This is a genomic window from Adhaeribacter radiodurans, assembly GCF_014075995.1.
GTDB classification, from domain to species: domain Bacteria; phylum Bacteroidota; class Bacteroidia; order Cytophagales; family Hymenobacteraceae; genus Adhaeribacter; species Adhaeribacter radiodurans.
Genome location: NZ_CP055153.1, coordinates 2078264 through 2104028, shown reverse-complemented (window position 1 = coordinate 2104028; position 25765 = coordinate 2078264). Strand labels below are relative to the sequence as shown.

Genomic DNA, 25765 nt, shown 5'->3' with positions numbered 1-25765 from the left:
GAGAGGGCTTTCCTAATTGAAAAGGAGCCTGGTAAAAGCAATAAAATGGTTACTAAAGATATCTGTGGGTTCTTTTTGCAGTGCAATAGCCTGACTTATAATTGCTACTGGCTTAAACTTTAGATATTTCCTCAGATTGAAAGCAGTAGCCGCCAATAGCATCACCTTGGATGCTCCTGCTTTTCCTCGAACGCCTATTCTTCTTAGGCCATAATAATGGATTAAACTACCAAATACCGGCTCCACCGTGCTTTGCCGAAGTCGCTTCATGCTCTTACCTTTTAGGCTTTGCTGCCGAGCATAAGCTCTCAAATACTCGGGGTCGTAAGCAGTGCGGGTGATCTTTCTACACCGGGTATTGGGGGCACAAGTAGCTTTCAAAGCACAGGCTCTACAATCTTTAGGGGCGGCCCAATAGTTTTTTATTAGTCGGCCCTCTGCGGTGTGGTCAAAACCTTTAAAGGGCAGGGATTTACCCATAGAGCAGGTATACTGGCCATTTTCTTTGTCGTAGGGAAAACCCGCTACTTTTGGTTTATACATACCGAATACAGGTATCCAGCCGGTAATACCCCGTTGTTCTAAAAAGGCATAGTTAGCCCCGTTGGCATAAGCCGAATCCGCTAACAATTCATGCATAAATAACGGGCTTACTTTCAATCGGTCATGCAGTTGCATGACCAACTGAGGTAAATACTGGCTGTCGCGCCCATCCGCAAAGTCAGACTGGATATGGGTAATAACACCTTGACCGGTATCCACGGCAATACTGCAATGACAGCCAGAGTCTTCTGGTTTTACCTGGTTTGACGGATATTCGGGCATCCGGGTCCGAGGGGCTGTATTGTGTTTTATTGGTGACCAAACGGGCCTTTTCGTGTTTGGCACCTAAAGCACCAGAGCCTTCTTTTAAGGTATCTTGGTGTTTTTGCAGCTTTCTTAATTGATGGTCCGGGGCGAAGATAACTGGCGTTTGTTTAGCGTAACCCTTCTTGGCTTGCTCAGTACTAGTTGGACAATTATTAGTGTTTACCAAGTTCAGATGTAACTTTAGTGATTCAGCTGACTGCTTCAAAAGTAAGCTGTCCATCGAAGCATTTGCCGGAACAGGAGCTGAGTCGACCGCCCAGAGTATGACCGGCTACCATGCCTTTCTCAACACACATACTAAAGATTTTATAAAACAACGTCTCGAAAAGAGTCTCGGGGTAAAGTTGCCGGGTACGACTAACAGTAGAATGCCAGGGCAGAGGCTCATCTATCTGATACCCTAGAAAATAGAGCAGGTCCAGCCTCATGGAACAATGTTCAATCAGCTTCCTGTCACTGACAATGTTCTCCAGATAGCCAATCAGGCACAGCTTAAAGAAAACCACCGGATCAATGGATTGCTGACCACACCGACCATAGTAGGGTTGGGTAAGATCATAGAGAAAATCCAGATCAAGTTGCTGTTTCAGCTGACGGTAAAAGTTGTGCTCCGGCACATGAGCCGAAAGCGAAAAGAGAAGCTCCTTCTCATCCGCAAAAACCTTCTTGCCTTGCATACTCCAACAATCTAGGCCTATCTTTCTTTAACGGCTAGATTCATCAAGTTAGTTGTGCAACAGCCACGACCGTTTTACGAGACGTTTTCTGTTAATCTACGCTAGGACTAGATAGAGAAAAAAGAATTAAAACTTATTTCTTTTGCCGCTTTGCCCATACATCCATTTTTTGTTCCAGTATATCCAGGGGCATACTGCCATCTTTCAATACTAGCTCATGAAAGTCGGCCAGATTAAAAGCCTGCCCTAATTGTTTGGTATATTTCTTTCTTAGTTCCTGCAGTTTCAGTTCCCCAACCTTGTATGCAAGGGCTTGGCCCGGCAGAGCCATGTATCTTTCAATTTCCGCCGTAGCGAATTGCTCCGATATGGGGGCATTTTCCAGCATATAGCTAATCGCCTTTTCTCTGGTCCAGCTTTTGGTATGCAGACCCGGGTCCACTACCAGCCGGATGGCCCGTTGGATTTCATCTCCCAGAGCGCCTATCTGCTGATAAGGGTCCGTATACAAGCCTAATTCATTCCCTAAACTTTCACTATACAATCCCCAGCCTTCATTATAAGCAACAAAACCGCCAAAGCGTCTAAAATCTGGTAAGCTTTCATTTTCCCGCTGCAACATTACCTGGTAATGATGCTCCGGAATAGCTTCATGAATAAAAAGGCTTTCCCGGGCATAACTTTCTTTCGTAGCATCTACAATCGGAACGTAAAATATACCTGGGCGGCTTCCATCAGCTAAACCAGCATTATACTGCGCCGCAGCGGAGGCTGCCCGGAAGGCTTCTGTCTACCGAATTTCAAAAGAAGTTTTAGGCGTTTGCCGAAACATTTTGGACAGGTTAGGGTCAATCTTCTGCTGAATAACCCGGTAAGCGGTTAATACTTCCTCCGGGGTTTTATAGGGGAAGAATTTAGGGTCAGTGCGCAGGTGTTCAAAAAAGGCCTTCAAATCACCTTTAAAGCCCACCGCGTTTTTGACTTTCTCCATCTCGGCTCGGATTCTTTTTACTTCCGAAAGACCCGTGTTATACACTTCATCGGCCGATTTAGTAGTAGTGGTCATCAAGCGTACCTGGTAATTGTACCAGGCAGCGCCACCGGGTAAAGTGCTTAAACCACTGGTGGTTCTTGCTTTCGGCAGATACTCATTTTGTAAAAAATCATGGAGTTTTTTATAAGCCGGCACGAGCTGCTCGTTAATCAGTTTTACATAAGCAGTGGTTAGTTACTGCTTTTCGGCAGCACTGAAATCCTTGGGTAAATTAGTAATAGGACCATAAAATACACTTTTATTGGCGTCGGTCGTGACAAAACTTTCAATTGCGGAATTATCTTGGTCACTAATGTTTTGGGCAGCACAATGCCCTCGGCCATCCCTTTTCTAAAATAAACTATGGCACTGTCGGCTCAGGCAGAAAAAGCGGTAGCGCGGCTTATCCAGTTCTGGTAATCCTGAACGGATTTAAAAGGTTGTATTCCTGTTCCACTGCCCAATTGCGCAAACTGTAAAGGAAGGCTAAAAACAAACTGGTTAAAGGGTAGGCGGTTATCCTTTCGCATCAGCCCTTCTACATTCATGTTAAGGCGCCATTTAAATATATCATAGCTAAGCCGATCATTTTCATTCAGGTCCGCTCTTTTGAATTGAATCAAGGCAGTTAGATAATGAGTATAAAAGGTTTTCAGCTTAACTCGATAACTCTCCGTGAATTCAGCGGGTAATAAATCATTATAGCGGTTGTCGCCTCGAAAGGTGGCCAGATAGGAAAAAGCTTTACTTCTTCTTCACTAAAGGAGGCAAATAATTTGTCCAGTTCTTGATTATTTTCTTTTGCGGTTGTTTGCGCTCGGAGATCAGGATAGACGAATAGAAGTAGAACCAGGAGCATCAAGGAAAAGTATTTCATAGGAGTACTATTATTCTGTAAGATATATAATTATAGTAACGTTAACTCGGGAATTAGGCAATGGTTCTAAGTCGTTTAAATTTGGGATTGTTATGATCCAGAAAGGAGTAAGCAGTTAGTATGGAGAAAATCTGAACCAGGGCATTAAGCGGATTCCGATGACGGGTATGGTCAATGTCACAGACCCTAATCAGAATATCATTGACTGCTTCTATGGTTCCTCTTTTCATTAGGCCGAGTTTATCTGGCAGTCTCAGCAGCATGTTTTTCATGTTTTTTCGGACTTTAGTAACCAAGTGCAAGCCTTTTTTCCAGCAACTCTTCCAGTAGGGAAGTCAGATAGCCTTTATCGCCGTAACACTTACCTTTTAAATCAGCTAACAAGTACCCAAGCACCTGCTTGTTATTATCCGCCACATTGGCTGGGGTAAGCAGAAAGCGGATGAGTTGTCCCTGCTGGTTTGTTACTAGATGTAGCTTAAAGCCATAAAACCAACCGGTAGAGGACTTGCCCCGCTGGGCTAAGTCTACAAAGACCCGATGGCTGTGGATGCGGTGGTTGTTACAAACCGGCAGCTTCTTAGAATCAATGTAATAGTGTTGGGTGTGCTCAGAAAGGCTGCAACGGTATTGTGCCAGCAACAGCATGTGGAAACAAGCTTGACGGGACAGGCACAGGAACTGGGTATAAGAAACAGCTTGGGGAAAGAAGCTCTTGAGCTGCTGTAAGAGCAGTCGTTCATAGAAGTACTCGAAGCACTTAAAGCCTGATAAATGGTAAAGTACCAGAATGGTGAGTACTTCACTCTCGGATAGAGAAGCTTTTCTGCCTGCGGGATGCCGCGGTGTTAAACCGGCAGGAAGGGGATGAGTAGCATAATAAGCAGCAACTTCTTTGCAGAAATCATCAAGGAAGCAAAACACTTCAATTATTTTAGTACTATCTATCACAAACATAAGGCTGGCGGTGAGGTGAAACATGTGGTATTATTTCTACCTAACCTACAGCCTTATGGTTTTTACCTATTGCCCTTATTTCCCAAGTTCACGTTATAGTAGTACCTAACTAAACTATTCTATTAATAATTACCTAGTTTCCTTTTTATTGGAAGCTATATTAATGGAACATCTCCTCAATCAAACTCCCTTTTTAGTATTATAAGACGGCATGCCTGAGAAAATAAAAATCAGGGTGTCAATGGCGGGAGCTATCTTTATAAGCGGTTTTCACCACCCCATGGCTCAGTTGGCAGGGAGTATACCACCATTTTCAGAAATGGGCAAATGAGGGCAGTTTGACTAGGGCCTGGGTATGCCTTCTAAAAAGCCAACGCCGATTGCCAGACTTATCAAGTGTACAAGTATATGGTAGTCAGACGGTCTGCCAGAATGGAGGAGAAAGCATTAGTTATTAAACCAGGAAAGCGGCTACTACCTGCAACAGCCTGTTTTGGCCGATAAAAAGGGACAAATGCTCGGGTGTAGTCAGCCTGAAGCAGGTGTTCATCACTATTTATATGATATAGGGCTTGTATTTACAGAACTGTGTAATTTGCTAAAAGAAGCAGGGATTGAAACAGAGGGCTTATTTTTAAAGGCCGATGCCGGCTTTGACTCAGATGGGTTTAGAAGTTTGTGTGCCGATAGGAAAATAGAAGCTAATAATGCTTTTAATCCCAGAAATGGAGAACCATCAGATGATTCTCTTTATTTTGAGGAGCAACTATTTAAAAGAAGGAACACGATTGAAAGAGCCATTGCCTGGTTAGATAGTTTTAAAGCTTTACTCATCCGGTTTGAAACCAAAGCCATCCATTGGGTCAACCTGCACCTTTTAGCTTTTATGGTCCTTTTCATCCGAAAAATTAATAAAACTCTAAAACTCTAAACAGGTTCTATACCCAAGAACATTAGAATAAAGGCTAAAAGCTATCCTTCAAATGTTTATAATTTTTAAAATGAAAGTGTTCAATTTGGTAGTTTAATTGGGAGGGACCTGATATCACACAATATTTTTATCTGATTCGCAAACAAGTAAATTGTATCCAAATTGTGTGCAAACAAAAAAGCACTTACCGAATTCCTTCATGTAAGTGCCTCACAATGAATGTGATCCCGTTTGGATTCGAACCAAAGACCTACTGCTTAGAAGGCAGTAACTTAGTAGTATTATTTATTTATAAATAGTATCTGTTTTCTTACCTAAAACGCTGTAATTTAACAATTTTACCACAATTACTATCTGTTTATTATTTGTTTGTTTTGCATTGTTTTGGTACATTTGTTTAAACCAATGTTTAAACCAGTGTTTAAACTAGATCAATGAAAGACATTAATACTACCGTCGCTGTAATCCTTTATAAATCTAAACTGCTTTCTAATGGAGAACACCCGTTAATGTTAAGGGTTACGAAAAACCGGAAAGTAAGCTACAAATCTTTAGGTATATCCTGCTCCGCTAAATACTGGAACTTCGAAAAAAACGAACCCAAAAAAAACCATCCTAAACGGGCTCTACTCGAAAGCATAATCAATAAAAAATTAAGCGAGTATAACGATAAGGCATTAGAATTAAAGTCCGTAGAACGTGAATTTACTCCTGCCTCTCTAATCGAAGGAATAGAAAGGAGAGTTAGGAAGGTAACTGTATTCAGCTTTTACCAGGAAACAATAGATAGGCTCTTTACCTCTAAGCAGATTGGAAACGCTAATACTTATAAAGATAGCTACCGTTCCATTCGAGCATTTACAAAAAATCAGGATCTTACTTTCTTCGAGTTAGATTATTCTTTCCTTATTAAATACGAAACATACTTAAGAGGTAATAATTTAACAGATACTTCCTTATCCGTTTATTTCCGGACATTACGAGCCATTTACAATAGAGCTATAAAAGAAAATGCAGCTAGGCTCCAGGATTACCCCTTTAAAGTATTTCAAATTTCTAAATTCGATACGAGTACCCGAAAAAGAGCAATCTCAAAGGAGGAAATAAAAAACATTGAAGCCTTACATCTGCCTGAAAAAAGTTTATCTTTTACCGCTAGGCAATATTTCCTATTTAGTTATTACGGCTCCGGAATTAACTTTATTGATATAGCTAATCTAAAATGGAAGGATATTGTAGCTGGCCGGTTAATTTACAATCGAAGTAAGACCGGAAAAGAACTAAATTTTAAATTACTTGAGCCTGCCCAAAGGATTATAGAGCATTGGCAGCCTATTACAGGAGCTACTCCGGAAAACTACATTTTCCCTATCCTCGATAAAACTAGGCACATTACTCCTACTCAGATTGATAACCGAATTACGAAAGTTATAGGCCAGGTAAATAGAGAACTTAAAAATATAGGGGATTTAGCTGGGATCTCTACTCCTCTGACTACTTACGTAGCTAGGCATACCTTTGCGACAGTGCTAAAGAAAAGTGGCGTAGGAACAGCTATAATAAGCGAATCCCTTGGCCATGCTAGTGAAGCCATTACCCAAGTTTATCTAAAAAGCTTTGAAAATTCTATTTTAGATACTGCTGCTGAAAATTTACTTTAAAATACAAGAACTTAACCGAATAGCAAAATAGAACAAATGGACAAAACATATAATGGAGACGATTTACCTGCGGAGGAATCAGAATTAATAATGTATACAGGGTTAACAAAGGCAGAAAATTATCAACATTTTTTTAAAACAAAGGATTTGACTGAAACTGTTTATGAAAAGGCTTACGATATAATTAACAATAAAGGAAGTGATATTGAAGCTTTAAAAAGTAAAAAGCGTGAATTAAAACAAGTTGTTGCTAAACACGAGCTCTTTCTAATCAAAAATAATACTACACTTGACTGGCGGGTTTCAGATGAAATTTATGGTCAATACGAGATTTGGGTCAAGGATTTGATTCATCGTTGTAAAGCTTTAATAAAAGTAGTAAATGTAACTTTACCATCTATTAAAAAAAGGCTTATATTAAAACCAAATGCACAACTAAGCTTATCCATAGAACAACCAGAAACTAATTATGATGAAATTCTTTTAGAAATTAGGGGTGCCGAAAATCAATTTTGGAAAGGGTTACCTATGGAGGGTGTTATAAAACATTTTGAGATAATGACTAAAAAGAAAAGCAAAAACGGCGAAGTATTCCTGACCAATGAACAGCTTCTTTCTTTTTTAAAAAAAGGGTTTTTAAATGATGCCAACCAACCAATGCAAAAGATAAATTGTACGACTACAGAAAAAGGATTTATAATAAAAAGGTTTTATGAATTGTTTGACTTGGCTGTTTCGCAGTATGCATATCCCATGAATAAAAAAAACAGATTCATCAATTTATTTACCGATTGCTTTGATAATTGGGATGCTAAAACTATTCCTACATTTTTTAAACCGGGCAGAACAAAAGAAAAATGGTAGTATTTCTTGCCCGCTTTGCCTTTCTTTTTGCCCGTTTTGCCTGTAAAAAAATAACTCCTTAATATCATAATACCATTGCAGTATTATTAACCTAAATAATAACTGTAATGAAACATGGACCTGTAGTAACCTTTGAACAACTACCTAAAGCTGTTACTCAATTATTTATTGAGTTAGAAGACCTTAAACAGCTAGTACTTCAAAAAAACAACACTCTTCAACCTGTAGCTGACCATTGGTTCACTATTGATGAACTTTGTGCGTATTTACCCGGCAACCCTGCTAAGACAACCATTTACAGCAAAGTACACAACCGAGAAATACCTCATAAAAAAATAGGAAAGCGTTTAGCGTTCCGAAAATCTGAAATTGACCAATGGTTAAGCTCCCAGACCCGCAAAACCATTTTAGAGATTGAAGCCGAAGCAGAGGCATTTATTCAAACTTCCAAAAATAATAAAGCTTAAGATCATGGAGCGAAGACATAATCTTAAGCCTGAATATTCTTTGTTTAATGAACAAGACAAAGATAACAAAATAGTACATTTTTTAAAGGCTTGCAGTCAATTATGTGCCCCCTTGGGTAGCGAGGCATTATCCATTGCGGCTGATCGTTTTGGGATATCCCGTTTCGAACTCTTTCTGCAAATGGCTGAATTCAAAGCCAGGGAGGGGCAACAAAATGGTTAACCCGGAAACCATTATTAAGCATGTTGAGCAGTTGGTTAAACAAGCTAAGCCCTTAAGCCACACTGAAATTCTAACTCAACTTCTTAAGCAATTCAAACCATTAGATTTCGAAGCACTCGCTTTTCCCCAAGTTTTGCAGCTAAGGGAAAATTTAGAGATTGCTGAATCTGGCAGTAATGAAGCAAAAGAAATAATAAAGCAACTAGAAAAGTTAAAGCTCAACACAAAACATCTTTTAGTCTTATCTATAAATAACGTACTTAAAGTTGCGGAAGAGAATAAGTGGGGGTTGTGTAAAAATCTAGACTTCATTTACTTGTACAATGGTGCCTATTGGGCAGTTATAGACAAAGAAGCCTTTCAAAAGTTCTTAGGGGAAGCAGCCGAAAAAATGGGGGTTACTAAATTCTCGGCCCAATTTTACCAATTTAGGGAACACCTCTTTAAACAATTTTTGGCAACAGCCTACCTTCCTACTCCCGAACAGTCCAAAGATGTTGTTTTAATAAACCTGCTCAACGGAACCTTTGAAGTTACACCGAAGGGAACGCGATTAAGAGATTTTGATAAAACTGACTTTCTCACCTATCAATTACCTTTTGAATATAATCCTGAAGCTAAAGCATCATTGTTCGAAACCTACTTGAGTAAGGTATTACCCGACAAACAGAGACAAAAGGTACTATCAGAATATTTAGGTTATGTATTTATCAAAAACGGTACGATAAAAGAGGAAAAAGTTTTATTCCTGTATGGTACGGGAGCCAACGGAAAATCAGTGTTCCATGAAGTAGTAAAGGCTATGTTAGGAAACGAAAATATTTCCCAATACTCCTTACAAGACCTTACTAACGAAAATGGTTACTACCGAGCCATGATCGCCAATAAACGGGTGAATTATGCTAGCGAAATAAGTGGTAAACTTCAGGCAGCAATCTTTAAACAACTAGCATCTGGAGAAACCGTTTCTGCGAGATTGCCCTACGGGAATCCGATGCAGATTTCGGATTATGCCCGGTTAATTTTTAATGTCAACGAATTACCGAGGGACGTGGAGCAATCAGATGCTTTTTTCAGACGGTTCCTGATTATTCCTTTTGATGTTACCATCCCTGAAGCGGAACAGGATAAGCAGCTACATATTAAAATCATTGAAGGTGAGATTTCAGGCGTTTTTAATTGGGTACTGGAAGGACTAAACCGACTGCTCCAACAGAAGCAATTTACTCATTGCGAAGCCTCTCATATAGCCAGGGAACAATATAAAACAGAATCCGATAGCGTTAAGATGTTCTTAGAGGAAGAACAATATTCCATCTCTCTTACCCAAAGCAAGGCCTTTAAAGACCTTTATAATGAATATAAAAGCTATTGCTTAGACTGTGGTTTTATAAAAGTGCAAAGTGTAACTTTTAGTAAGAGGTTAAAAGCAATAGGGTATCAAATTATAAGGCAGAATTACGGAATGAAAATTTCAATAGAAAAAAAAGATAATTTTTAAGCTACACTAGATACACCTACTACACCTATATTTTATTTAAGTGTAGAGGGTGTAGATAGTGCAAGGCTAAAAACAAATTCTTTTTTCTCGAAAAAACTCAACTTTCAAACCATGACTTCCATACACCGCTATATTTTACAGCCAGGGAGCAAAAAGCACTGGTGCCCAGATTGTGGCAGAAAAACCTTTGTGCTTTATTTAGATATAATTACCTCCGAGCCATTGCCGGCACAGTATGGCCGATGCGATCGAGAAGAAAAATGCGGGTACTATCTTAACCCATATTCGAATGGATACGCGAAAATGATAAGCCAACAGGAACGTGGCGATTTTACTAATCTATGGCAACCTATTAAGGGAATAAATAAGTGTAAGCCTGCTACTAACCCAGCACCCTCCTATATTCCATATCAGATGGTTAAACAAAGCCAAACCAGGTACCACCAAAACAATTTTGTAAAATGGTTAACAGATGTGTTTGGTTCTGAAATTATTAAACCAGTAATAGAACAGTATCAGATAGGAACTTCTAAGTACCTGTTTAGCAGCAAGGATTTTCCGGGTTATAAAAGTGATCCGGGAGCGACTATATTTTGGCAGATTGATGTACACGGTAAAGTAAGGACGGGTAAAATAATGCTTTACGATCCCACCTCCGGTAGAAGAATGAAGGAACCATTCAATCATATTACTTGGGCACATAAAGCTATGAAACTGCCTGAATTTGAGTTAAAGCAATGCTACTTTGGCACTCATCTGCTAAAAGATAATATTAAATCCGTCGCATTAGTAGAGAGTGAAAAAACAGCCATTATTGCTAGCTTATATTTACCTGAATTTATCTGGCTTGCCGTTGGTAGTTTATCTAATCTGAATGCTGATAAGTGCCAAATTTTAGCCGGACGTAAAGTTTGCCTGTTTCCCGACCTAAACGTTTTTAATAATTGGGACAGTAAGGCTAAAGAACTTTCCAAACTGATTCCCGGAACCCAGTTTATTGTTTCGGATCTATTAGAGGTTTATGCTTCAGAAGTAGAACGGCAACAATCCATGGATATAGCTGATTACCTGATAAAATATGATTTAGGAAAATTTAGGGACCTACCTAATGAACCAACACCTACGATTATAAATTTAGAAGACCAAAGCCCACCAGAACAATTATCATCAGTCGAATACCTGGAAAAAAATGCTAATTACGCGAGTACACAGGAAAACTATTGCACATCAAGTAATAAAATACCCTTAAAAGAACTTGATATTGATTGGAACATTATCGAACTGGAATCTTATTTTTCTGGGATTCAACTAACCAACCAATCAGTAAAACTAAACCAAGCCACCACCATAGTAAATGTTTCTTTATTCCTTTCCGGGCATTTAGCTACTGTAAAGGCAAACGAAGGTAAACGGGCTTTTTTACCCTATTTAAACCGACTACAATCACTTAAACAGGTTTTAACATCCAACCGGGAATAAATGAATGAGCCAATAAAATTAATCATACGGAAAAGAAAATTATAAGCCTTATAGAATAGCATTTTAAGGTACCACCCAGATGCTAAGGATATTATTATAAATAACTCTTTTGTAAACAACAAAAATAAACAGATATGCCATTAAAAGAAGGACAAACAAATAATCCTAATGGCCGACCACTTGGTTCGTCTAATAAAACCACGAAGGGGATGCGGGAAAGAATTACTGCGTTCCTGGATGATAACTTTGACCAAATACAGGAAGATTTTGGTAAGGTTAAGCCCAAGGAAAAATTGGATTTTTATGTAAAACTGATGCAATACAGTTTACCCAGCCTAAAAGCAATAGAACATAATAGTATTGTAACGAATAAGTTAGATAATTTAAATGATAGGCAATTGGATGAATTAATTGACAAAATTCTAAACCCAGAAGATAATGAGCCTGAACCGTAAGCAAGTTATTGATGCTATTTTGCAAAAAGACTTGCGGCTGTTACGCATCCTAAAATATGGTTTGCCTCCCATCAAGACCTTTCATAATGAATATGGAACGGATAAGTACTACGATACTTCTGGTAAACCAGTAACTAAGGAAGAAATAGACAAAGATAAAGGTTTATTTCCACCAGGTTTTATCTCCACTGTTATAGTATGCTACCCAATCGGAACAGATATTCCTGCCTATTTAAAAACACAAGCAGATGAACAGAAAACAAAAGATAGAAGCTCTACAAGCTATACTGTCTGGCCAGCCAATAGGCCGATTCTTTAAGATAATGGATTTAATTCTAGTTGAATCAGAATCCGAAACTTTGGTTTTACAAACCCAAAAAACATTTCTCCATCACGAAGTAGATGCTTATATAAAAAATTTTAAGGCCAGATACCCGGATAGATTTGTTCAAGTTACTCGAATGACGAAAGCTGAATACGATAAAATAAATAAGGAGTTAGAAGAAAATTTTTAAACTTAAAAACCTAAATAATTAATGGAAATTACAAATTTATGTAGAGAACTAACGCCGGAGGAAGACGAAAACCTAAAGCAGGAATATAAGAAAATAGTAATTAAAGCAAGAAGGGCAAGAAGGAGAGCGGTTATAAAAACCCCCGAAAAAATAGATTCATTACTTTTCGGTATAGGAGTAGATAGTTTTACCCGATTTGATGCTTTTATAGATATAGTCGGAGGAATTAATAATAATGAGCCTAATATTAGTAGTTATTTATTTTGGTATGGGTTAAAGTCAGCCTATACTTCTTCTGATAACCTATATCACTTAAGGGATTTTGTTAGAAGAGCTTTTAGATCCAAGCGACCTAATAGAGATGTGTTAATGAATGAAGAGGAAAAAGCAATCCTTTTAGCATTACCTGATACGTTGAAAATCTATAGAGCAATGACGGTAGAAGAAAAACTGTCTGGTGATTATGGAGTGAGTTGGACATTAAATCTTAAAGTAGCTGAGTTTTTTAGGGATGACTATTGGAGAAATATTGCCACGCAGGATAAGGAGAAAACTATTATGGAGTTAGAAATACCTAAAGAAAAAATAATTGCTCTTTTCCTAGAGAGAGAGGAAGAAGAAGTTATTTATATTGGGTGAATTTATTTAAAACGGTACTATTTAAAATAATAATTGGTGCTAAATAAGATTAATCAATATTTAACCTAAACTTTTCATATAATACCTTAAACCTCCGTGCTTTATGCTTACTTACCAGATTTAGGTTAATGGTTAAACTAAGGTAGGTAAGAATTACGCCATTTATTTGGTATTTATAGCTAATACAAAAAATGAAAAATAATTGAAAAAAAACATGTAACTGATTTGTTGGGTTCTATGATATAATGGGCTTTAAGAATCTAGTAGCTACAAATGAACATTCAACAATACTAAAAAAACTACAAGGACTTGTAACCAGGGTGAAGGCTTCAGACAATAGTAGATATAGAAAATCTATTCTTAAAACAACTGTTTTTTCTGACTCTATTATTTTTATTACAAATGGAAGTACAATTGACGATGGGAATCATATAATGATTCAATCAGCTTTATTTATAGATAGTTGTTTGAAAGGTGGAATTCCTATAAAAGGCTGTATTAGCCAAGGCAAGTTTACTGCGGATTTCGATAACTCATTATTCTTCGGGCAACCTTTGATAGATGCTTATTTACTGCAAGAAGAAATGGATGTTTATTCTGTGGTTCTTCATCATAGTTTTGAATTAATGATGAAACATAAGAAAATTCTTGGCCGTGAATTTCATGAAAGTATAAGATGGCTTAACTATAAGAATTCATTTAAAGGAGGTGCATCTTATCATTACCATCTTAACTGGGTTGCATACCTTGTTGACTTAATGAAAAAAGACATAAACGATGTAAAAACGGAGGCAAGTTACTTTTATAACTCCATAAGTGGTAGCAAAAGAAAATATGTGGATAATACAATGGACTTTATAGAAAAAGCTTACAAAGCAGTAGAAAATTATAGTTGATTTCCAATTATACCAATTTGAATAATTAACTTGCTGTAACTATAGTTAAAAAGCCTTAAAGCACTTATTAGTCTATTATAGTAATGAGTATAAAAAATAAAAAAGAAATATTAAGAATTATAAAGGTATTAAGGAGTTTAGCCAACTTACAGTTGGTAATAATTTTTCAAACTTTAATAACCTAATTGACAATTTACAATTTATTAATACTACTCCATCTGTAGGTACTTCTAAATTAATTAATATTTTAAGCACATATGAGTTTTAGTAAGTCATTATTGGGAAAAGAATTAAATGAATTAACAATCCAGGACCTTAAAATCTATTTCCAGAATCCACAACAAGAATCTAATATAGTAGAATATAAATCGTACAATCCTAACGGAGACTTTGAAGGGAAACTAAAAGGAGTTTATAAAGCTGTTTGTGCCTTATTGAATTCGGAAGGTGGCTTAGTAATTTGGGGGGCACCTAAAGGTAAAAGGGTTGAAGGAAGGAAGGAGGAAATATTTGAAGGAGAGATTACACCACTTAATCGAATAATAGAGAAGGATAATTTTATAAACAAACTAGTAAGTAACATTACTCCATTGCCAAATGGTATTACAGTAAATATAATTGAAGGGGAAAATAGCTGCATTTGCGTGCTTGAGGTGGCTAAAAGTCAATATTCTCCACATCAAACAGATAACACCTATTATATGAGGCTCGATGGTCAATCAGTGCCTGCTCCTCACCATTTTATAGAGGCCTTATTTAAGCAGATTAAATATCCAAATATAGAAGCATATTTAAAATTTGATAAGGCAAGCCATGATGTAATTTCAGAGGTTTGTACTGTGAATTTTACAATATTGATATTTAACTTTTCTGAATTACAAAATGAGGAAAAACTTACTTATCGTTTAATGGCTTATCCAGGAAAATTCTTTAGTCAATACCAAAAAGAAGAGCCTTTCATAATAACTGGCCATGAAGAACTGTTGCATTTTGGAGTACCAATGATGAATTCTCAACTACTTATTATTTCCAACAAGGAGCTAAAAGCAAGTAATTACCAACTTAGATTAGTTTTATCTTTTGGTGGTAAAAAATCCCCAGCAAAGACTTCAAGTTATACTTTAGATTTAATGAAAACTGATTCTAGCTATCCAACTAATACAACAAATCTAATAATTGAAAAAAATGAGAATCAATTGATGGCTGAGGTTAAAAGGCATTTAGGTACTACCAGGGAATCTACCCTGCAAGCTGTTTTAGGAAGAGCTCTATGAGACAGTATTTAAATATGAAATAATTATTTAGATGCCAGTTAAAGCATACCTATATCGTAAAGCAGTAAATAAATGGGAACACATTGTACTACATGGTGCTGAATTCTGTTGTTTCTATCCCTTGTCTGAACCAATATGGTTTCGCCATATTTAGGCTTCTTATCAATAATGTTTATCCATTCCTTGTTATATGTTACTTAAGGTTTTTAATCTGTTTATCCTTCAGAAAGATAGGACTTTCAGGTAAAGGTTCCTTTTACAGCACACCGTTTTTTTCTACTATCTAATGCATGAATACAAATTTGCCGAGTAGTGCTACGCATACGTGTGAAAGTATGGGTTTATGGGTTCGCTTTTTCATTGTATTCTAATTAAAATTATATTACTAAGTTTTAAAACAAGGTTTATCTTAAAATGAAATACAATTATGGAAAAACAAAAAATAGACAATATAATTGTATATACCAAAAGGCTTAAAAAGCATTTTGACTATAGTAAACAAATTTACGATGAAAATGAGTTAATAGACTTAAAAGTGAGTTTAATAGACTTAGCTCATACACTAAGAAATTGGGTAGACATGAAAATGGATGTCCAAAAGTTTTTGGAAGAATATGCACCTGGCACTAGGTTTAATAGTCAAGATTATACAGGTAGTTTAAAAAAACTTATTAGACCGTATAATTATGTAATAGCTCCAATTCCATTAGGTTTAACTATAAACCATAAAACAGTTGATGGAAAACTTGACTTTATGTTACCCACAGATAATTTTGATTATGCTACAGGAGTACAATGTAAAATAAATAAAGAATCTTCAGAATTAAGTGTTAGAAATTTTTGGTTTGTTTATAAACATTTTGATAATTCCCAAATGAATATAATGTTCAAAGGTTTTATTCTAAAAAAATTAAATTTTTTAGAATGGTTGGGTGCCGAAGCAGTCAAAATTGCCAAGTTAAATAACAGTGGTGTAATGGAAAGAAATTCAATATCTAGAGAAACTCTAATTAAGCGCGTTTCTAATATATTAGGAGGAAGTCACCCTGAAGGACTTGAAGTAAAGCATACCTTAGACAATGAACACGTTAGATATATATTGGAACATTCTTCTTTTATAAACAGACCTCTTCCCTATTTTATTCTAATGAAGTTTGCCAGTGATTTACTTGATGTTTTTACTCCAATATGTGAAAAATTACAACAATCTTAAATGTATATAGTATTGCCTTTTATTTAAGTACTTATTCGGGAGGGGGTATTAGGTGTGGTCGCCCCAGTTCCTACATAAAGAGGCGGTCCGGGCAGAAAACACTTTCAAACAAACCAGCGTTTCATTACTCGTCGTTCGACAAGGGCTGCGTTCCTAAGCTCCTCCCATAACCGTTCCTGTTCTCCGACTGTCCCGAAGCCAATGATATTCATAACAGAGGAGTCTTCGAGGCGGATCCGGAGCATTGCATTACGAGTGAGATTCAAAAAGATGGGTTGCCTAAGTTCTATACCTTTGATCTCAAAGAGCCAAGCGCTTTGTCGGCTCCGGCTGAGCACCCCTTTTACCAAGTTAATCCGGCGTTCATAAACATCATATCGGGTGCGGCTAGCGGCTAGAATGGCGTAAATTATGAGGAGTACTCCCGCGATAGGTGCGAAAAAAGCGAGGAAAATCAGCAACTGATCGAACTTTGCCGAGGTTAAGGCCTGCTGTTTCTGTGCATTTTCTAACTCTTCACGTAACACCCCCACAGGTAGGCCTTGACCCTGGACAACATTAATTTGCCGCTCAAAAAATTGTGGGCTCGGAAAGGTGAGACTCCCTGCTAGCCAATCGAGTCTGCCAGGTTGCTCCGTAAGGAAAAGCGCCAATCCTAATACTATGAGTAATGCCGCAAAAACAAAATGGCCAGCGAAAGAACTGAGTCGGCGGGTTCCTGAACGAAGTAAATCGCCTGGCCCAAGACGCTCCTCGAATTCAGCTTCCATTGGTTGGGAAGTAATGCCCGAAGGCTGCCCGACCTTACTTGCTGTAACGTTTAAGTCTTCCAGGCGCCGTCTTGCCCGATCCAGACTAGGATTTGCATCCAGAGCAGCTTTCAGCCATTTGCGTGCTTCCTCCGTGCGACCCAGCCTAATAAGGGTTAGAGCCAAGTTATAATTCCCTCGGTCATCCCCTGGTGCTACTTCGATCATGCGGCGGAAGATGGTTTCGGCCCGAGTGTTATCTCCAGAACGGGACAGCGCAATACCATATAGGTGAAGGACCTCAGGATCCTTGGGATGCTGCCCTAGGTATTGGTCGAGAGCCTGGATCGCCTCCGGATATCTGCGCGAGTCGATCATTGCCTCCACCAACTTCAACTGCCCAGATAAATTTGATTTACTGCTCATAATCCACTTCCTGCTGAAAATTCACTGAGCCAGGTGGGGATGAAGGTAATTCTATTCCAAAGTTGACAACCTCAACTTCGTCTAAATAGTCCATCCCACCTACTTCATTGCTATCACTTACTTGGTCAATACTACTTTCAGGCGGGCTCGTCGGAAAGTCATCCAGGTAATCCATCGCGCCAACTTCAGACGCCTCCTCAACTTCGTCTAAATAGTCCATTCGACCTACTTCATTGCTATCACTTACAGAGCCAACACTACTTTCAGGCTGGCTCGTCGGATACAGTTCCTGGTCCAGTGCCTCTGCCGGGTTTACACCTTCAGCAGGCTGGCTCGTCGGATACAGTTCCTGGTCCAGTGCCTCTGCCGGGTTTACACCTTCAGCAGGCTGGCTCGTCGGATACAGTTCCTGGTCCAGTGCTTCTGCCGGGTTTACACCTTCGGTAGGCTGGCTCGTCGGATACAGTTCCTGGTCCAGTGCCTCTGCCGGGTTTACACCTTCAGCAGGCTGGCTCGTCGGATACAGTTCCTGGTCCAGTGCTTCTGCCGGGTTTACACCTTCGGTAGGCTGGCTCGTCGGATATCCAGAGTCACTCACTGCTGCATCATGGGCATTCCCCAAGAAGGGATACAAAGCATTGGAGAATGGATCTTCACCGATCCTTTCATTGAAATCAGGCGGGGACATTTGTGTGGAGGTGTCTGGTACCGTATCGCTGTTTGAGTCGTCGGTATGGATCTGTAAATCTTCTGCTGAAGGGAGTTTGCAACTATTGTCACAGATTGACTCAAGGAGAAGCAAAGGAACTATATTTAAAGCCTCACCTCTGTCATAAAACAACGGCGTCTGGAAGGGAACATCAGCCTGATCTACGGACTTTGCAACAAGCCATTGCCCAACCGCAGCAGTAGCGCTGTAGAGAGCATCATCCTGGGGCTCAGCCTCCAGTGCCCGTGCCAATACCTCGCCGCCTATTCCACCCTTGAAACCTATGATTAGGCCAGCAGCTGCATGTTGAACCTGAAAATAATCATCCCTTAGCTCCGGCTTAAATCCGCTTGACCCATTATAATTTGAATTCAAACCAACGAAATAGGGTCCCTCCGATCTCCCCTCATCATTAAACATACTTTCACCGATCAGCACCTGCTCAATAAGCTCTACCATTTCGGAGAAAGGCTCGGAAATTGGCTCAGTACTGGCAGACTCAGTAATTGGTCGAGAATTGATTATATCGGAGGCCTTTGCCACAATGTTTATGAAGGCCTGAGCTTTGTTGGTTCCGGAGAGCTCTTGGCGAGCATATTCTTGCAGCTGCAAACGATCCAAATGCTGTTGAAGTTCGTGGTTTGACATAGAAGGCTTACTGCTGGACAACTAAGGGATGGAATTCAGTAGAATGGTGAATTTTGTCTCCTATTTAAGGGGAACTTCCATTGTTTAGGTAAAGTCCAAACCCTATAGGATATTGGGAGTCAAGTGCTTTATTTTAACACCATATGTTTTTAGCACATTAGAAGTAGGTACCTTAAAACTTTTTTTTAATTTAAATATTCTCATAGTTAAATCCTACAATAAATTAGAAATTTTAAATGGTGTAATTGCTTCTGATTAACAAGATTCATGTAGTTCTGATCTTCATCTGGTTCAAATAAAATAGGTTGGCAGTTTACGTTAACTTCTAACTTGTGGGTATAGCCAGTAGTAATAAATCGAACAGGGAATAGCAGCTCCTCCCCTTTAAAAGTTACGGGCAATTCTAAATTTTCATTTATGTATAGGATTTTAGCTGATAATGACAAAGTCCAGGTAGGTTGGCATTACTCCTATAAAGATAAAATTATATATGTCACCAAATAGTTAATTTTGAAGTGTCCATTATTTTTTAGGAGGTTGTTGAGGTTGTACTGATGGAGGATTTCTAGGGGGTATAGGTAATGGTAGTCCTTTTTCGTTAGGTTTAGGCCTTGGATTAGGTGATATATTAGGAGAAATTTTAGTATTTTCTTTAAGCATAGGTTTATGATTTAAAATATTAATTGAAGCATAAATAATTAAAAATATAATACCTATTATAAGCACACAAAATGCAAGGTAATTATTTGTGCTTAGGATTTTGTTATTCTTATTAGATGCTCTTATAAAAGCACTCCATTCTTTATTTAGTAAATCTTCATTAATAGTTTCTTCAGTATTTAATATTACAATTCTAATATACCTATTGAATGCTGAGCCATGAGCTACTGTTGAATAAAAGTGTCCTGTAAGACTTATGGTTAAAGTTAAGGCTAAGCAAATCCAGGAAAGAACAAGTAAAATATTCAGGATAGGTTCAGAACCAATTATTTTTTCAATGAGAGTCATTGAGAGAACTAACCCTCCAGAAGAGATAAGTATTAAAGTTTTATCAAATGCTTCTGTACTCTTTACATATCCATCACCTAATTCTTTAAGGTACTTTTCATGCTCATTTGAAAGGCTCATATTTAATTGGGAAGTAAGAATGGATTAATTTAAAAGAAGAAGTATACCTATTACTATAAATAAAGATTCAGGAAGCATTTACTAATTAAGAAGTTTCAAATAGGACTTGTTTAAACCAGAGTTTAAACCATAAAAAAAGGAACTACAAAATTACTTTGTAATTCCTTAATTATCAGTGTGATCCCGTTAGGATTCGAACCTAAGACCTACTGCTTAGAAGGCAGTTGCTCTATCCAGCTGAGCTACGAGACCAACAAAAAAGCAGCAATAAGGCCGCCGCTTTTTTCAGAGTGCAAAGAAAAGAAAATATAAAGAACAGCGCAAATTTTGACCAGCATTTCTTACAACCTGCCTTTAATCTTCTGCCTAGGTCGGTAATATGCCATGGGGCAGGTTATTTAGTTTACAAGCCCAAAGATTTTAGAAAAGCCTCCTGGTTGGGTTCTCTGCCCAAAAATTCTTTTACTAATTCGTATTCGTCGCGGCTGGAACCATTCGCTAAAATAATATTGCGGTAGCGTAAACCGGTTTTCTGATCCATTACCCCGTTTTTCTCAAATACCGAAAACATATCTTCGGCGTATACTTTGCTCCACATATACCCGTAGTAACCCGCGCCATAGCCAGTCAAGTGACCGAAAGCTGCTTGCATGTGGGTACCTTCCAGGTACGGATAAGGCATTACTTTATTCTGCACCTCCTTAAGTACGTCGGTGGTAGTCTGGGTACCCTCGGGATTAAATTTATCGTGCAAGGTCATGTCTAAGGTACCGTAAAAAATTTGGGCCGAAGCGGCCAGACCAGAACCTACGCTCCGGGAATCCATCATTTTTTGATGCAGAGCCGGAGGCAGCACCTCGCCGGTTTTATAATGTTTGGCAAATAATTGCAGTGCCTTATAATCCCAAACCCAGTTTTCGAAAATCTGAGAAGGCGCTTCCACAAAATCCCGCTTTACCGAAGTACCCGATTGCCCGGCTAACTCGGCGGTAGTAAGCATATTGTGCAGCACGTGGCCAAACTCATGAAAAAAGGTTTCGGCTTGCCGGTGCGTGAGCAAAGCAGGTCTATCCGCACTGGGAGCATTAAAATTACAGATGAGGGCAGCCGTGGGGATTTGGTAACCTGTCGCGTATTTTTTGCCTTTACGAATGGGAAAACAAGCTGCGTGGGTATATTTATTATCCCGCGGGAATAAATCGAGGTAAAAACGGCCAATGGTGGCACCATTTTGTTTTACTTCGAACATGCGCACCTCTGGGTGCCACACCGAGGCGTTTTTTACTTCTTCGTATTTCACCCCGAATAAATGCTCCGTTGTTTGAAACAACCCGCTTAAAACATTTTCCAACGAAAAATATTCTTTTAGCTTCTCCTGATCTAACTGGTATTTTTGAACCATTAGCAAGTTGGAGTAAAAAGAAGCATCCCAAATATTGAGCGAAGTCGGTGGCGATTCTTTCAGATAAGCTTGTTTAACTGCCAGTAATTCATTCAGGTCGCTTTGCGTTTTTTGTTTTACTTTTTCGGCCAGGCTGGTTTCCAGTTCCCAAACAGCTTCCGGATTTTTAGCCATCCGGCTCGACGTCTGATAGGCCGCGTAAGTAGGAAAGCCTAAGAGCCGGGCTTTCTTCTGGCGTTCTATTAACAATTGCTGGAGTACATCCACATTTTTATCGGCCGCACGGTTGTTGTACTTAATGTACAGTTGCTTACGGGCAGGTTCCGAATTAGCAAACTTCATGAAAGTAGTATAAGAAGGTCCGTCTAAACCAATGCGGTATTTATCTCCTTCCTTTTTCAGACTTTTCACGTAATCTTCCGGCAAACCCTTCAGTTCTGCTTCCGGCACCCATAAATAATCCTGGTAGGCAGCAATATTTTTACTAAATGCTAAGCTCAGTTCCGATATTTTATCGTTAATATGCTGCAACTCCTTGCGTTTTTCGGGAGTAAGGGCAAAGCCATCGCGTTCGTAATTTTCAACTAAGTCTTTTACATAAAGCAGGTGAGCGCCCTTTAACTTTTTCCCTTTTTTAGATGTAGAAAAATCTTTTACTGCCGCATATAACTTTTCGTCGAGGCTCAATTGATTATCATATTTATCTAAAACTTCCAGGCTGCGTAATGCCTGGTTGCGTACTGCCGAATCAGGACTGGCATTGGCTAAAATATTAATACCCATAGCCACCGAATTTAACTGGTCAGATAAGTCATCGTAAGCCAAAATGGTATTCTCGAAAGTATGTTTTCCATTTTTAAGGGCATAAATGGCTCCCAGGGCAGTTTTAGTATTGACAATGGCCTGATCCGTGGCTTCTTTTATATGAGCCGCAGTTACGGATTTAAAGTCGATGGATTGGTTAAAGGAAGTCAGCAATGGATTAGAAGATGCCTTCGGGACCGCAAAGCTAGAAGCATTAGCCGAAATAATTAGTAGCCAGGTACCAACAACTACCCAGCAGATGAATAAATTAGTTTTAATTTGCTTCATATGGTTCATTAAGAAAGAAGTATAAAGGTGGGGTATATAATATTTTGCAAACAAGAATTTAACTACTCCTTGTTTTAAGGTTAATTTAATAAATTAAATCTAAAATTTACTTTTTAATAGCGCAAACCTTAAAACAGAGCCTATTCTACTTTAAATTTAGGAAAGGAGATTATTAGAAAGCTTTAATTAGTACCCGGGGTAGATAGGTTAAGGCAGAAACAAAAAAGCTTGAAAATAAAAAAGCCACTAATAAAATTAGTGGCTTTTTGTCGGGGTGGCAGGATTCGAACCTACGACCTCCACATCCCAAATGTGGCGCGATACCGGGCTACGCTACACCCCGAACAATTTACCGATTTTAGAAAAGCACTTAGTTAAAAGATGTTTTCCTGAAAGGCGGTGCAAACTTAAGTTATTTTTTTGAATAAAAAACTTTATGTCAAAAAAAATTTGCGGAGTAAGGGGGATTCGAACCCCCGGTACCCTTTAGAGGTACGGCAGTTTAGCAAACTGCTGGTTTCAGCCACTCACCCATCACTCCGGCTCTTTCGTTTAAAGAGATTGCAAATATACCAGAATAATTTTTACAAATACAAAACTCCTCCTAAATCCACGAAAAAAATTTAGCATTTTATACTAAATAACTCCTTCTCAGGGCAATAATTTAATGTTGTTGTAAACTAGTTTCTTCAATGCCTTTTCAATTTAAAATAATCAGAATTTTAAAATTAATTAGTAAGCTCTGATTTACAGCTACTAACCAATTTTCAGCCATTTTATAATTGGTTAAGCCGAGTTTAGAATACAAAGTCCACTTAAGTGAACCGGATTAAGTTTCTCTTTTTTTTAACGGAAAGCCTTATTTGCTTTTTGCTGTAGCACCTTCTACATTTTTTATTTTTTCTATTCAAGTAAATATTCTGCATTAAGGTTTTATCATAAAAATAATATGGCTTCCTGTGCTTCGTTTTATTCAGAATAAAGCTAGTATTTACTTTATTTAACCCGTGAAACAATTTTAATAAGGTAAATGAGAGAAATAAGGCTAGGTTGGCACCTCGTAATTCTCCGGAAAGAATTTATACATTTGGTTGAAAATAAGTTTAAAATTTGCTGGCAGAAGCTAGTAAACGAATCACGCAAGCATGAATTGGGATCAGTCCATTACTTCACTAGAGATACTAACGGGCATTTTGTTCTTGATTTTGTACTTGGGGTATATTTTCAGAATTCACCGCCTGGCCCGGCATTTTAAACAAAAGCCAAATGTAGTTTGGATAAAGTTTGGTTTCCGGACCGTCTATTTTGTTTTAATCATAATTGCCCTTTTGGGCCCATCGTTCGGGGCCATGAAAAAACAAATTAAAACTATCGGTAAAGATATTTTTATTCTGGTTGATATAACGGCTTCGATGAATGCCCGGGATGTACCGCCTTCGCGCTTAGAAAAAGTAAAATACGAACTCCGCCAGCTCATTCAAAAGTTTAACTCAGACCGTATTGGCCTTATTGTTTTTTCTTCGGATGCTTATGTGCAGTGCCCCTTAACGTACGACCAAAGTGCCTTGCTGTTATTTGCTGAAACCTTAAATACAAATTTGTTACCCCGCGCCGGAGCGAATTACGAAGTGGCATTGCAACTCGCTTTAACTAAGTTTAAAGCCAATAACCAGCCGAACATTCCGGAAAAACGGGCCGAAATAATTGTACTGATTAGTGATGGCGAAGATTTTAGCCCTAACCTCAACCCCATTTACCGGGACTTAAATCGCGAAAATATTCGGGTAATTAGTTTAGGAGTGGGTTCTGAAAATGGGGTACCTATCCCCTTAACCAAAGGATTTGTTACTGATGATAAAGGCAAACGGGTAATTAGTAAATTAAACGCCGAACGCCTCGCCGAAATAGCGGGTAATACCAATGGACAGTATTTTGAAATTGGAGCGCATTCCTCCGAAATTCCCCGGTTAATCAGCGCCATTAACGCCATTGAAGGCGAAAGGCAAGAAACCCGGACCGTAGACGTTCGGGCCAATAAATATTATTACCCGCTGTTTATTGCCTTTATTTTTATTATGCTCGATATATTGATTATCTTTAACGTAATCAGGTTATGAGAATTTGGATTATACTAGCGGTGTTACTTGCTTTTTTTAGTCAAAAGCTGACCAAGATTTCGCGTATAAACCAGTACCTATCCGAAGCGCAGACAGCATATAACCGCCAGGATTTTTCTACTGCTATTTACTTTTACAAATACTTAAACGACTCGCTGCAGGTGCGCGACCGGGCCGTACGGGTTAATCTGGGACACGCTTATTTTCAACAAAAGAAAATGGGTGAGGCCGTAAAATACTACCAACCCTTGTTAACCAAAACGCCGGCCCGGATGGCTTCTTTGGTTAATTTGCAATTAGGAGTAATAACCGTATTGGAAGATAAATCAAAAGCTTTGGCTTATTTTAAAGAAGCTTTGATTTTGAATCCTTTAAACGAAGAGGCTCGCTATAATTACGAATGGTTAAAGAAATATTTAGTTCTACATCCCGAAGAAGATCAGGCAAGCGTCCCTCCTACTCGTCCGGAGCCATCTAACCCGGATAAGAAAGAACAGAAAAAAGAAAATCCGAACTCCGGCCAGAAAGAAGACAACAAAGGCACCACCCAGCAAGAAATGCCGGACCCAGCTAACTCCGATACACAAAATCCGCCTCAGCCGAATGCAAACTCAAATAACCCAGATAATGGAGAAAGTACCGCCAAAGAAAATTTATCCGATGTTGGTGCCAATCAAAAACAAGAAGAAAAAAGCGGTATGCTGCCGGGTACCGTACGTGGTTTAAACAATGACGGCAATTCGGGTAACGGAAGTAGTTCATCCAAAGGCGGCAGCGAAGCAAGCGACGAAAACGACAATAATAGTCAAACTACTTACGAACGACTGCGGCAAGCCAACCTGACACCGGAAAAAGCAAAAATGCTGCTCGATGCCATGCGCGAATCCGAAGTCCAGTACTTACAACAAATTCCGCGGAAAAGTAACCGTAAAAGCAATTCCGGCAAACCGGATTGGTAAAAT

General features: G+C 38.6%; 23 protein-coding genes, 3 tRNA genes and 2 pseudogenes. 16 read left to right on the top strand and 12 right to left on the bottom strand.

The features are described 5' to 3' along the window. Positions 1-12: 12 nt before the first annotated feature. From HUW48_RS27000 to HUW48_RS08750, 5 genes and pseudogenes are all read right to left on the bottom strand, one after another. Positions 13-825 carry a transposase gene (locus HUW48_RS27000; protein WP_246343791.1) on the bottom strand — a complete coding sequence of 271 codons (813 nt, stop codon included), beginning with the start codon at positions 823-825 and terminating at the stop codon, positions 13-15. Between the two features lie 233 nt (positions 826-1058). Next, the gene (locus HUW48_RS26995; RefSeq protein WP_246343789.1) at positions 1059-1547 is read right to left on the bottom strand and encodes a transposase; all 489 of its coding nucleotides are present in this window, start codon (positions 1545-1547) and stop codon (positions 1059-1061) included. A gap of 133 nt (positions 1548-1680) precedes the next feature. Further along, positions 1681-2736 (bottom strand): annotated as a pseudogene (locus HUW48_RS26990) (DUF885 domain-containing protein). A gap of 221 nt (positions 2737-2957) precedes the next feature. Next, positions 2958-3311: a DUF885 family protein gene (locus HUW48_RS26740; protein ID WP_220464048.1), complete on the bottom strand. Its 354-nt coding sequence runs from the start codon at positions 3309-3311 to the stop codon at positions 2958-2960. Positions 3312-3510: 199 nt separating this feature from the next. Further along, positions 3511-4414 (bottom strand): annotated as a pseudogene (locus tag HUW48_RS08750) (IS982 family transposase). 493 nt (positions 4415-4907) lie between these two features. On the opposite strand from HUW48_RS08750, the gene HUW48_RS08745 reads away from it, so the two are divergent. The 14 genes from HUW48_RS08745 (at position 4908) to HUW48_RS08680 (ending at position 16532) form a co-directional block, all read left to right on the top strand. Continuing rightward, positions 4908-5345 (top strand): transposase, encoded by a 438-nt coding sequence (locus HUW48_RS08745; protein WP_182415316.1) that lies wholly within the window; start codon positions 4908-4910, stop codon positions 5343-5345. Positions 5346-5779: 434 nt separating this feature from the next. Continuing rightward, a complete protein-coding gene (locus HUW48_RS08740) occupies positions 5780-7006 on the top strand; it encodes a site-specific integrase (RefSeq protein WP_182415315.1) in 1227 nt (408 codons plus the stop codon). Positions 7007-7042: 36 nt separating this feature from the next. After that, complete coding sequence (locus tag HUW48_RS08735) at positions 7043-7870, top strand: hypothetical protein (RefSeq protein ID WP_182415314.1); 828 nt, start codon at positions 7043-7045, stop codon at positions 7868-7870. Positions 7871-7977: 107 nt separating this feature from the next. After that, complete coding sequence (locus HUW48_RS08730) at positions 7978-8337, top strand: helix-turn-helix domain-containing protein (RefSeq protein ID WP_182415313.1); 360 nt, start codon at positions 7978-7980, stop codon at positions 8335-8337. Positions 8338-8341: 4 nt separating this feature from the next. After that, the gene (locus HUW48_RS08725; protein ID WP_182415312.1) at positions 8342-8560 is read left to right on the top strand and encodes a hypothetical protein; all 219 of its coding nucleotides are present in this window, start codon (positions 8342-8344) and stop codon (positions 8558-8560) included. After that, positions 8553-10061, top strand: coding sequence for a DNA primase family protein (locus HUW48_RS08720; protein WP_182415311.1), 1509 nt, complete (start codon positions 8553-8555; stop codon positions 10059-10061). The genes HUW48_RS08725 and HUW48_RS08720 overlap by 8 nt, the downstream gene beginning before the upstream one ends. A 111-nt stretch (positions 10062-10172) precedes the next feature. Continuing rightward, entirely contained in the window at positions 10173-11540 is a 1368-nt protein-coding gene (locus HUW48_RS08715) for a DUF6965 family protein (RefSeq protein WP_182415310.1), read from the top strand. A gap of 134 nt (positions 11541-11674) precedes the next feature. Continuing rightward, the gene (locus HUW48_RS08710; RefSeq protein ID WP_182415309.1) at positions 11675-11995 is read left to right on the top strand and encodes a hypothetical protein; all 321 of its coding nucleotides are present in this window, start codon (positions 11675-11677) and stop codon (positions 11993-11995) included. Next, on the top strand, positions 11979-12314 hold the full coding sequence (locus HUW48_RS08705; protein WP_182415308.1) for a hypothetical protein: 336 nt from the start codon (positions 11979-11981) through the stop codon (positions 12312-12314). The genes HUW48_RS08710 and HUW48_RS08705 overlap by 17 nt, the downstream gene beginning before the upstream one ends. A 4-nt stretch (positions 12315-12318) precedes the next feature. Continuing rightward, positions 12319-12510 (top strand): hypothetical protein, encoded by a 192-nt coding sequence (locus tag HUW48_RS08700; RefSeq protein ID WP_182415307.1) that lies wholly within the window; start codon positions 12319-12321, stop codon positions 12508-12510. A 21-nt stretch (positions 12511-12531) separates the two neighbouring features. Continuing rightward, a complete protein-coding gene (locus tag HUW48_RS08695; protein WP_182415306.1) occupies positions 12532-13149 on the top strand; it encodes a hypothetical protein in 618 nt (205 codons plus the stop codon). Between the two features lie 245 nt (positions 13150-13394). Then, positions 13395-14045, top strand: a complete 651-nt coding sequence (locus HUW48_RS08690; RefSeq protein ID WP_182415305.1) for a hypothetical protein — start codon at positions 13395-13397, stop codon at positions 14043-14045. A 257-nt stretch (positions 14046-14302) separates the two neighbouring features. Next, positions 14303-15319: an AlbA family DNA-binding domain-containing protein gene (locus tag HUW48_RS08685; protein WP_182415304.1), complete on the top strand. Its 1017-nt coding sequence runs from the start codon at positions 14303-14305 to the stop codon at positions 15317-15319. A gap of 427 nt (positions 15320-15746) precedes the next feature. Beyond that, complete coding sequence (locus tag HUW48_RS08680) at positions 15747-16532, top strand: hypothetical protein (RefSeq protein WP_182415303.1); 786 nt, start codon at positions 15747-15749, stop codon at positions 16530-16532. Between the two features lie 104 nt (positions 16533-16636). On the opposite strand, the gene HUW48_RS08675 is transcribed toward HUW48_RS08680, so the two are convergent. From HUW48_RS08675 to HUW48_RS08645, 7 genes are all read right to left on the bottom strand, one after another. Further along, the gene (locus HUW48_RS08675; RefSeq protein WP_182415302.1) at positions 16637-17707 is read right to left on the bottom strand and encodes a tetratricopeptide repeat protein; all 1071 of its coding nucleotides are present in this window, start codon (positions 17705-17707) and stop codon (positions 16637-16639) included. Further along, the gene (locus tag HUW48_RS08670) at positions 17697-19064 is read right to left on the bottom strand and encodes a hypothetical protein (protein WP_182415301.1); all 1368 of its coding nucleotides are present in this window, start codon (positions 19062-19064) and stop codon (positions 17697-17699) included. Before HUW48_RS08670 ends, HUW48_RS08675 begins: the two co-directional genes overlap by 11 nt. Positions 19065-19586: 522 nt before the next feature. Then, entirely contained in the window at positions 19587-20192 is a 606-nt protein-coding gene (locus HUW48_RS08665) for a hypothetical protein (protein ID WP_182415300.1), read from the bottom strand. 178 nt (positions 20193-20370) lie between these two features. Further along, positions 20371-20444 (bottom strand) — tRNA-Arg (locus tag HUW48_RS08660). Positions 20445-20595: 151 nt separating this feature from the next. Then, the gene (locus HUW48_RS08655) at positions 20596-22686 is read right to left on the bottom strand and encodes a M3 family metallopeptidase (protein WP_182415299.1); all 2091 of its coding nucleotides are present in this window, start codon (positions 22684-22686) and stop codon (positions 20596-20598) included. Between the two features lie 269 nt (positions 22687-22955). Beyond that, positions 22956-23029 (bottom strand) — tRNA-Pro (locus HUW48_RS08650). Between the two features lie 110 nt (positions 23030-23139). Next, positions 23140-23227: transfer RNA gene (locus HUW48_RS08645), tRNA-Ser, on the bottom strand. 604 nt (positions 23228-23831) lie between these two features. On the opposite strand from HUW48_RS08645, the gene HUW48_RS08640 reads away from it, so the two are divergent. Both HUW48_RS08640 and HUW48_RS08635 read left to right on the top strand, forming a co-directional pair. Beyond that, on the top strand, positions 23832-24803 hold the full coding sequence (locus tag HUW48_RS08640; RefSeq protein ID WP_182415298.1) for a vWA domain-containing protein: 972 nt from the start codon (positions 23832-23834) through the stop codon (positions 24801-24803). Continuing rightward, positions 24800-25762 (top strand): tetratricopeptide repeat protein, encoded by a 963-nt coding sequence (locus HUW48_RS08635; protein WP_182415297.1) that lies wholly within the window; start codon positions 24800-24802, stop codon positions 25760-25762. The genes HUW48_RS08640 and HUW48_RS08635 overlap by 4 nt, the downstream gene beginning before the upstream one ends. Positions 25763-25765: the final 3 nt, after the last annotated feature.

Bases quoted from the DNA above. Each gene is read 5' to 3' on its own strand.
- HUW48_RS08680 (WP_182415303.1), top strand. From the start codon at position 15,747: ATGGAAAAACAAAAAATAGACAATATAATTGTATATACCAAAAGGCTT.
- HUW48_RS08665 (WP_182415300.1), bottom strand. From the start codon at position 20,192: ATGAGCCTTTCAAATGAGCATGAAAAGTACCTTAAAGAATTAGGTGAT.
- HUW48_RS08635 (WP_182415297.1), top strand. From the start codon at position 24,800: ATGAGAATTTGGATTATACTAGCGGTGTTACTTGCTTTTTTTAGTCAA.
- HUW48_RS08730 (WP_182415313.1), top strand. From the start codon at position 7,978: ATGAAACATGGACCTGTAGTAACCTTTGAACAACTACCTAAAGCTGTT.
- HUW48_RS08725 (WP_182415312.1), top strand. From the start codon at position 8,342: ATGGAGCGAAGACATAATCTTAAGCCTGAATATTCTTTGTTTAATGAA.
- HUW48_RS27000 (WP_246343791.1), bottom strand. From the start codon at position 825: ATGCCCGAATATCCGTCAAACCAGGTAAAACCAGAAGACTCTGGCTGT.
- HUW48_RS08735 (WP_182415314.1), top strand. From the start codon at position 7,043: ATGGACAAAACATATAATGGAGACGATTTACCTGCGGAGGAATCAGAA.
- HUW48_RS08640 (WP_182415298.1), top strand. From the start codon at position 23,832: ATGAATTGGGATCAGTCCATTACTTCACTAGAGATACTAACGGGCATT.
- HUW48_RS08705 (WP_182415308.1), top strand. From the start codon at position 11,979: ATGAGCCTGAACCGTAAGCAAGTTATTGATGCTATTTTGCAAAAAGAC.
- HUW48_RS26995 (WP_246343789.1), bottom strand. From the start codon at position 1,547: ATGCAAGGCAAGAAGGTTTTTGCGGATGAGAAGGAGCTTCTCTTTTCG.
- HUW48_RS08655 (WP_182415299.1), bottom strand. From the start codon at position 22,686: ATGAAGCAAATTAAAACTAATTTATTCATCTGCTGGGTAGTTGTTGGT.
- HUW48_RS08675 (WP_182415302.1), bottom strand. From the start codon at position 17,707: ATGAGCAGTAAATCAAATTTATCTGGGCAGTTGAAGTTGGTGGAGGCA.
- HUW48_RS08670 (WP_182415301.1), bottom strand. From the start codon at position 19,064: ATGTCAAACCACGAACTTCAACAGCATTTGGATCGTTTGCAGCTGCAA.
- HUW48_RS08685 (WP_182415304.1), top strand. From the start codon at position 14,303: ATGAGTTTTAGTAAGTCATTATTGGGAAAAGAATTAAATGAATTAACA.
- HUW48_RS08715 (WP_182415310.1), top strand. From the start codon at position 10,173: ATGACTTCCATACACCGCTATATTTTACAGCCAGGGAGCAAAAAGCAC.
- HUW48_RS08740 (WP_182415315.1), top strand. From the start codon at position 5,780: ATGAAAGACATTAATACTACCGTCGCTGTAATCCTTTATAAATCTAAA.
- HUW48_RS08690 (WP_182415305.1), top strand. From the start codon at position 13,395: ATGGGCTTTAAGAATCTAGTAGCTACAAATGAACATTCAACAATACTA.
- HUW48_RS08720 (WP_182415311.1), top strand. From the start codon at position 8,553: ATGGTTAACCCGGAAACCATTATTAAGCATGTTGAGCAGTTGGTTAAA.
- HUW48_RS08695 (WP_182415306.1), top strand. From the start codon at position 12,532: ATGGAAATTACAAATTTATGTAGAGAACTAACGCCGGAGGAAGACGAA.
- HUW48_RS08700 (WP_182415307.1), top strand. From the start codon at position 12,319: ATGGATTTAATTCTAGTTGAATCAGAATCCGAAACTTTGGTTTTACAA.
- HUW48_RS08710 (WP_182415309.1), top strand. From the start codon at position 11,675: ATGCCATTAAAAGAAGGACAAACAAATAATCCTAATGGCCGACCACTT.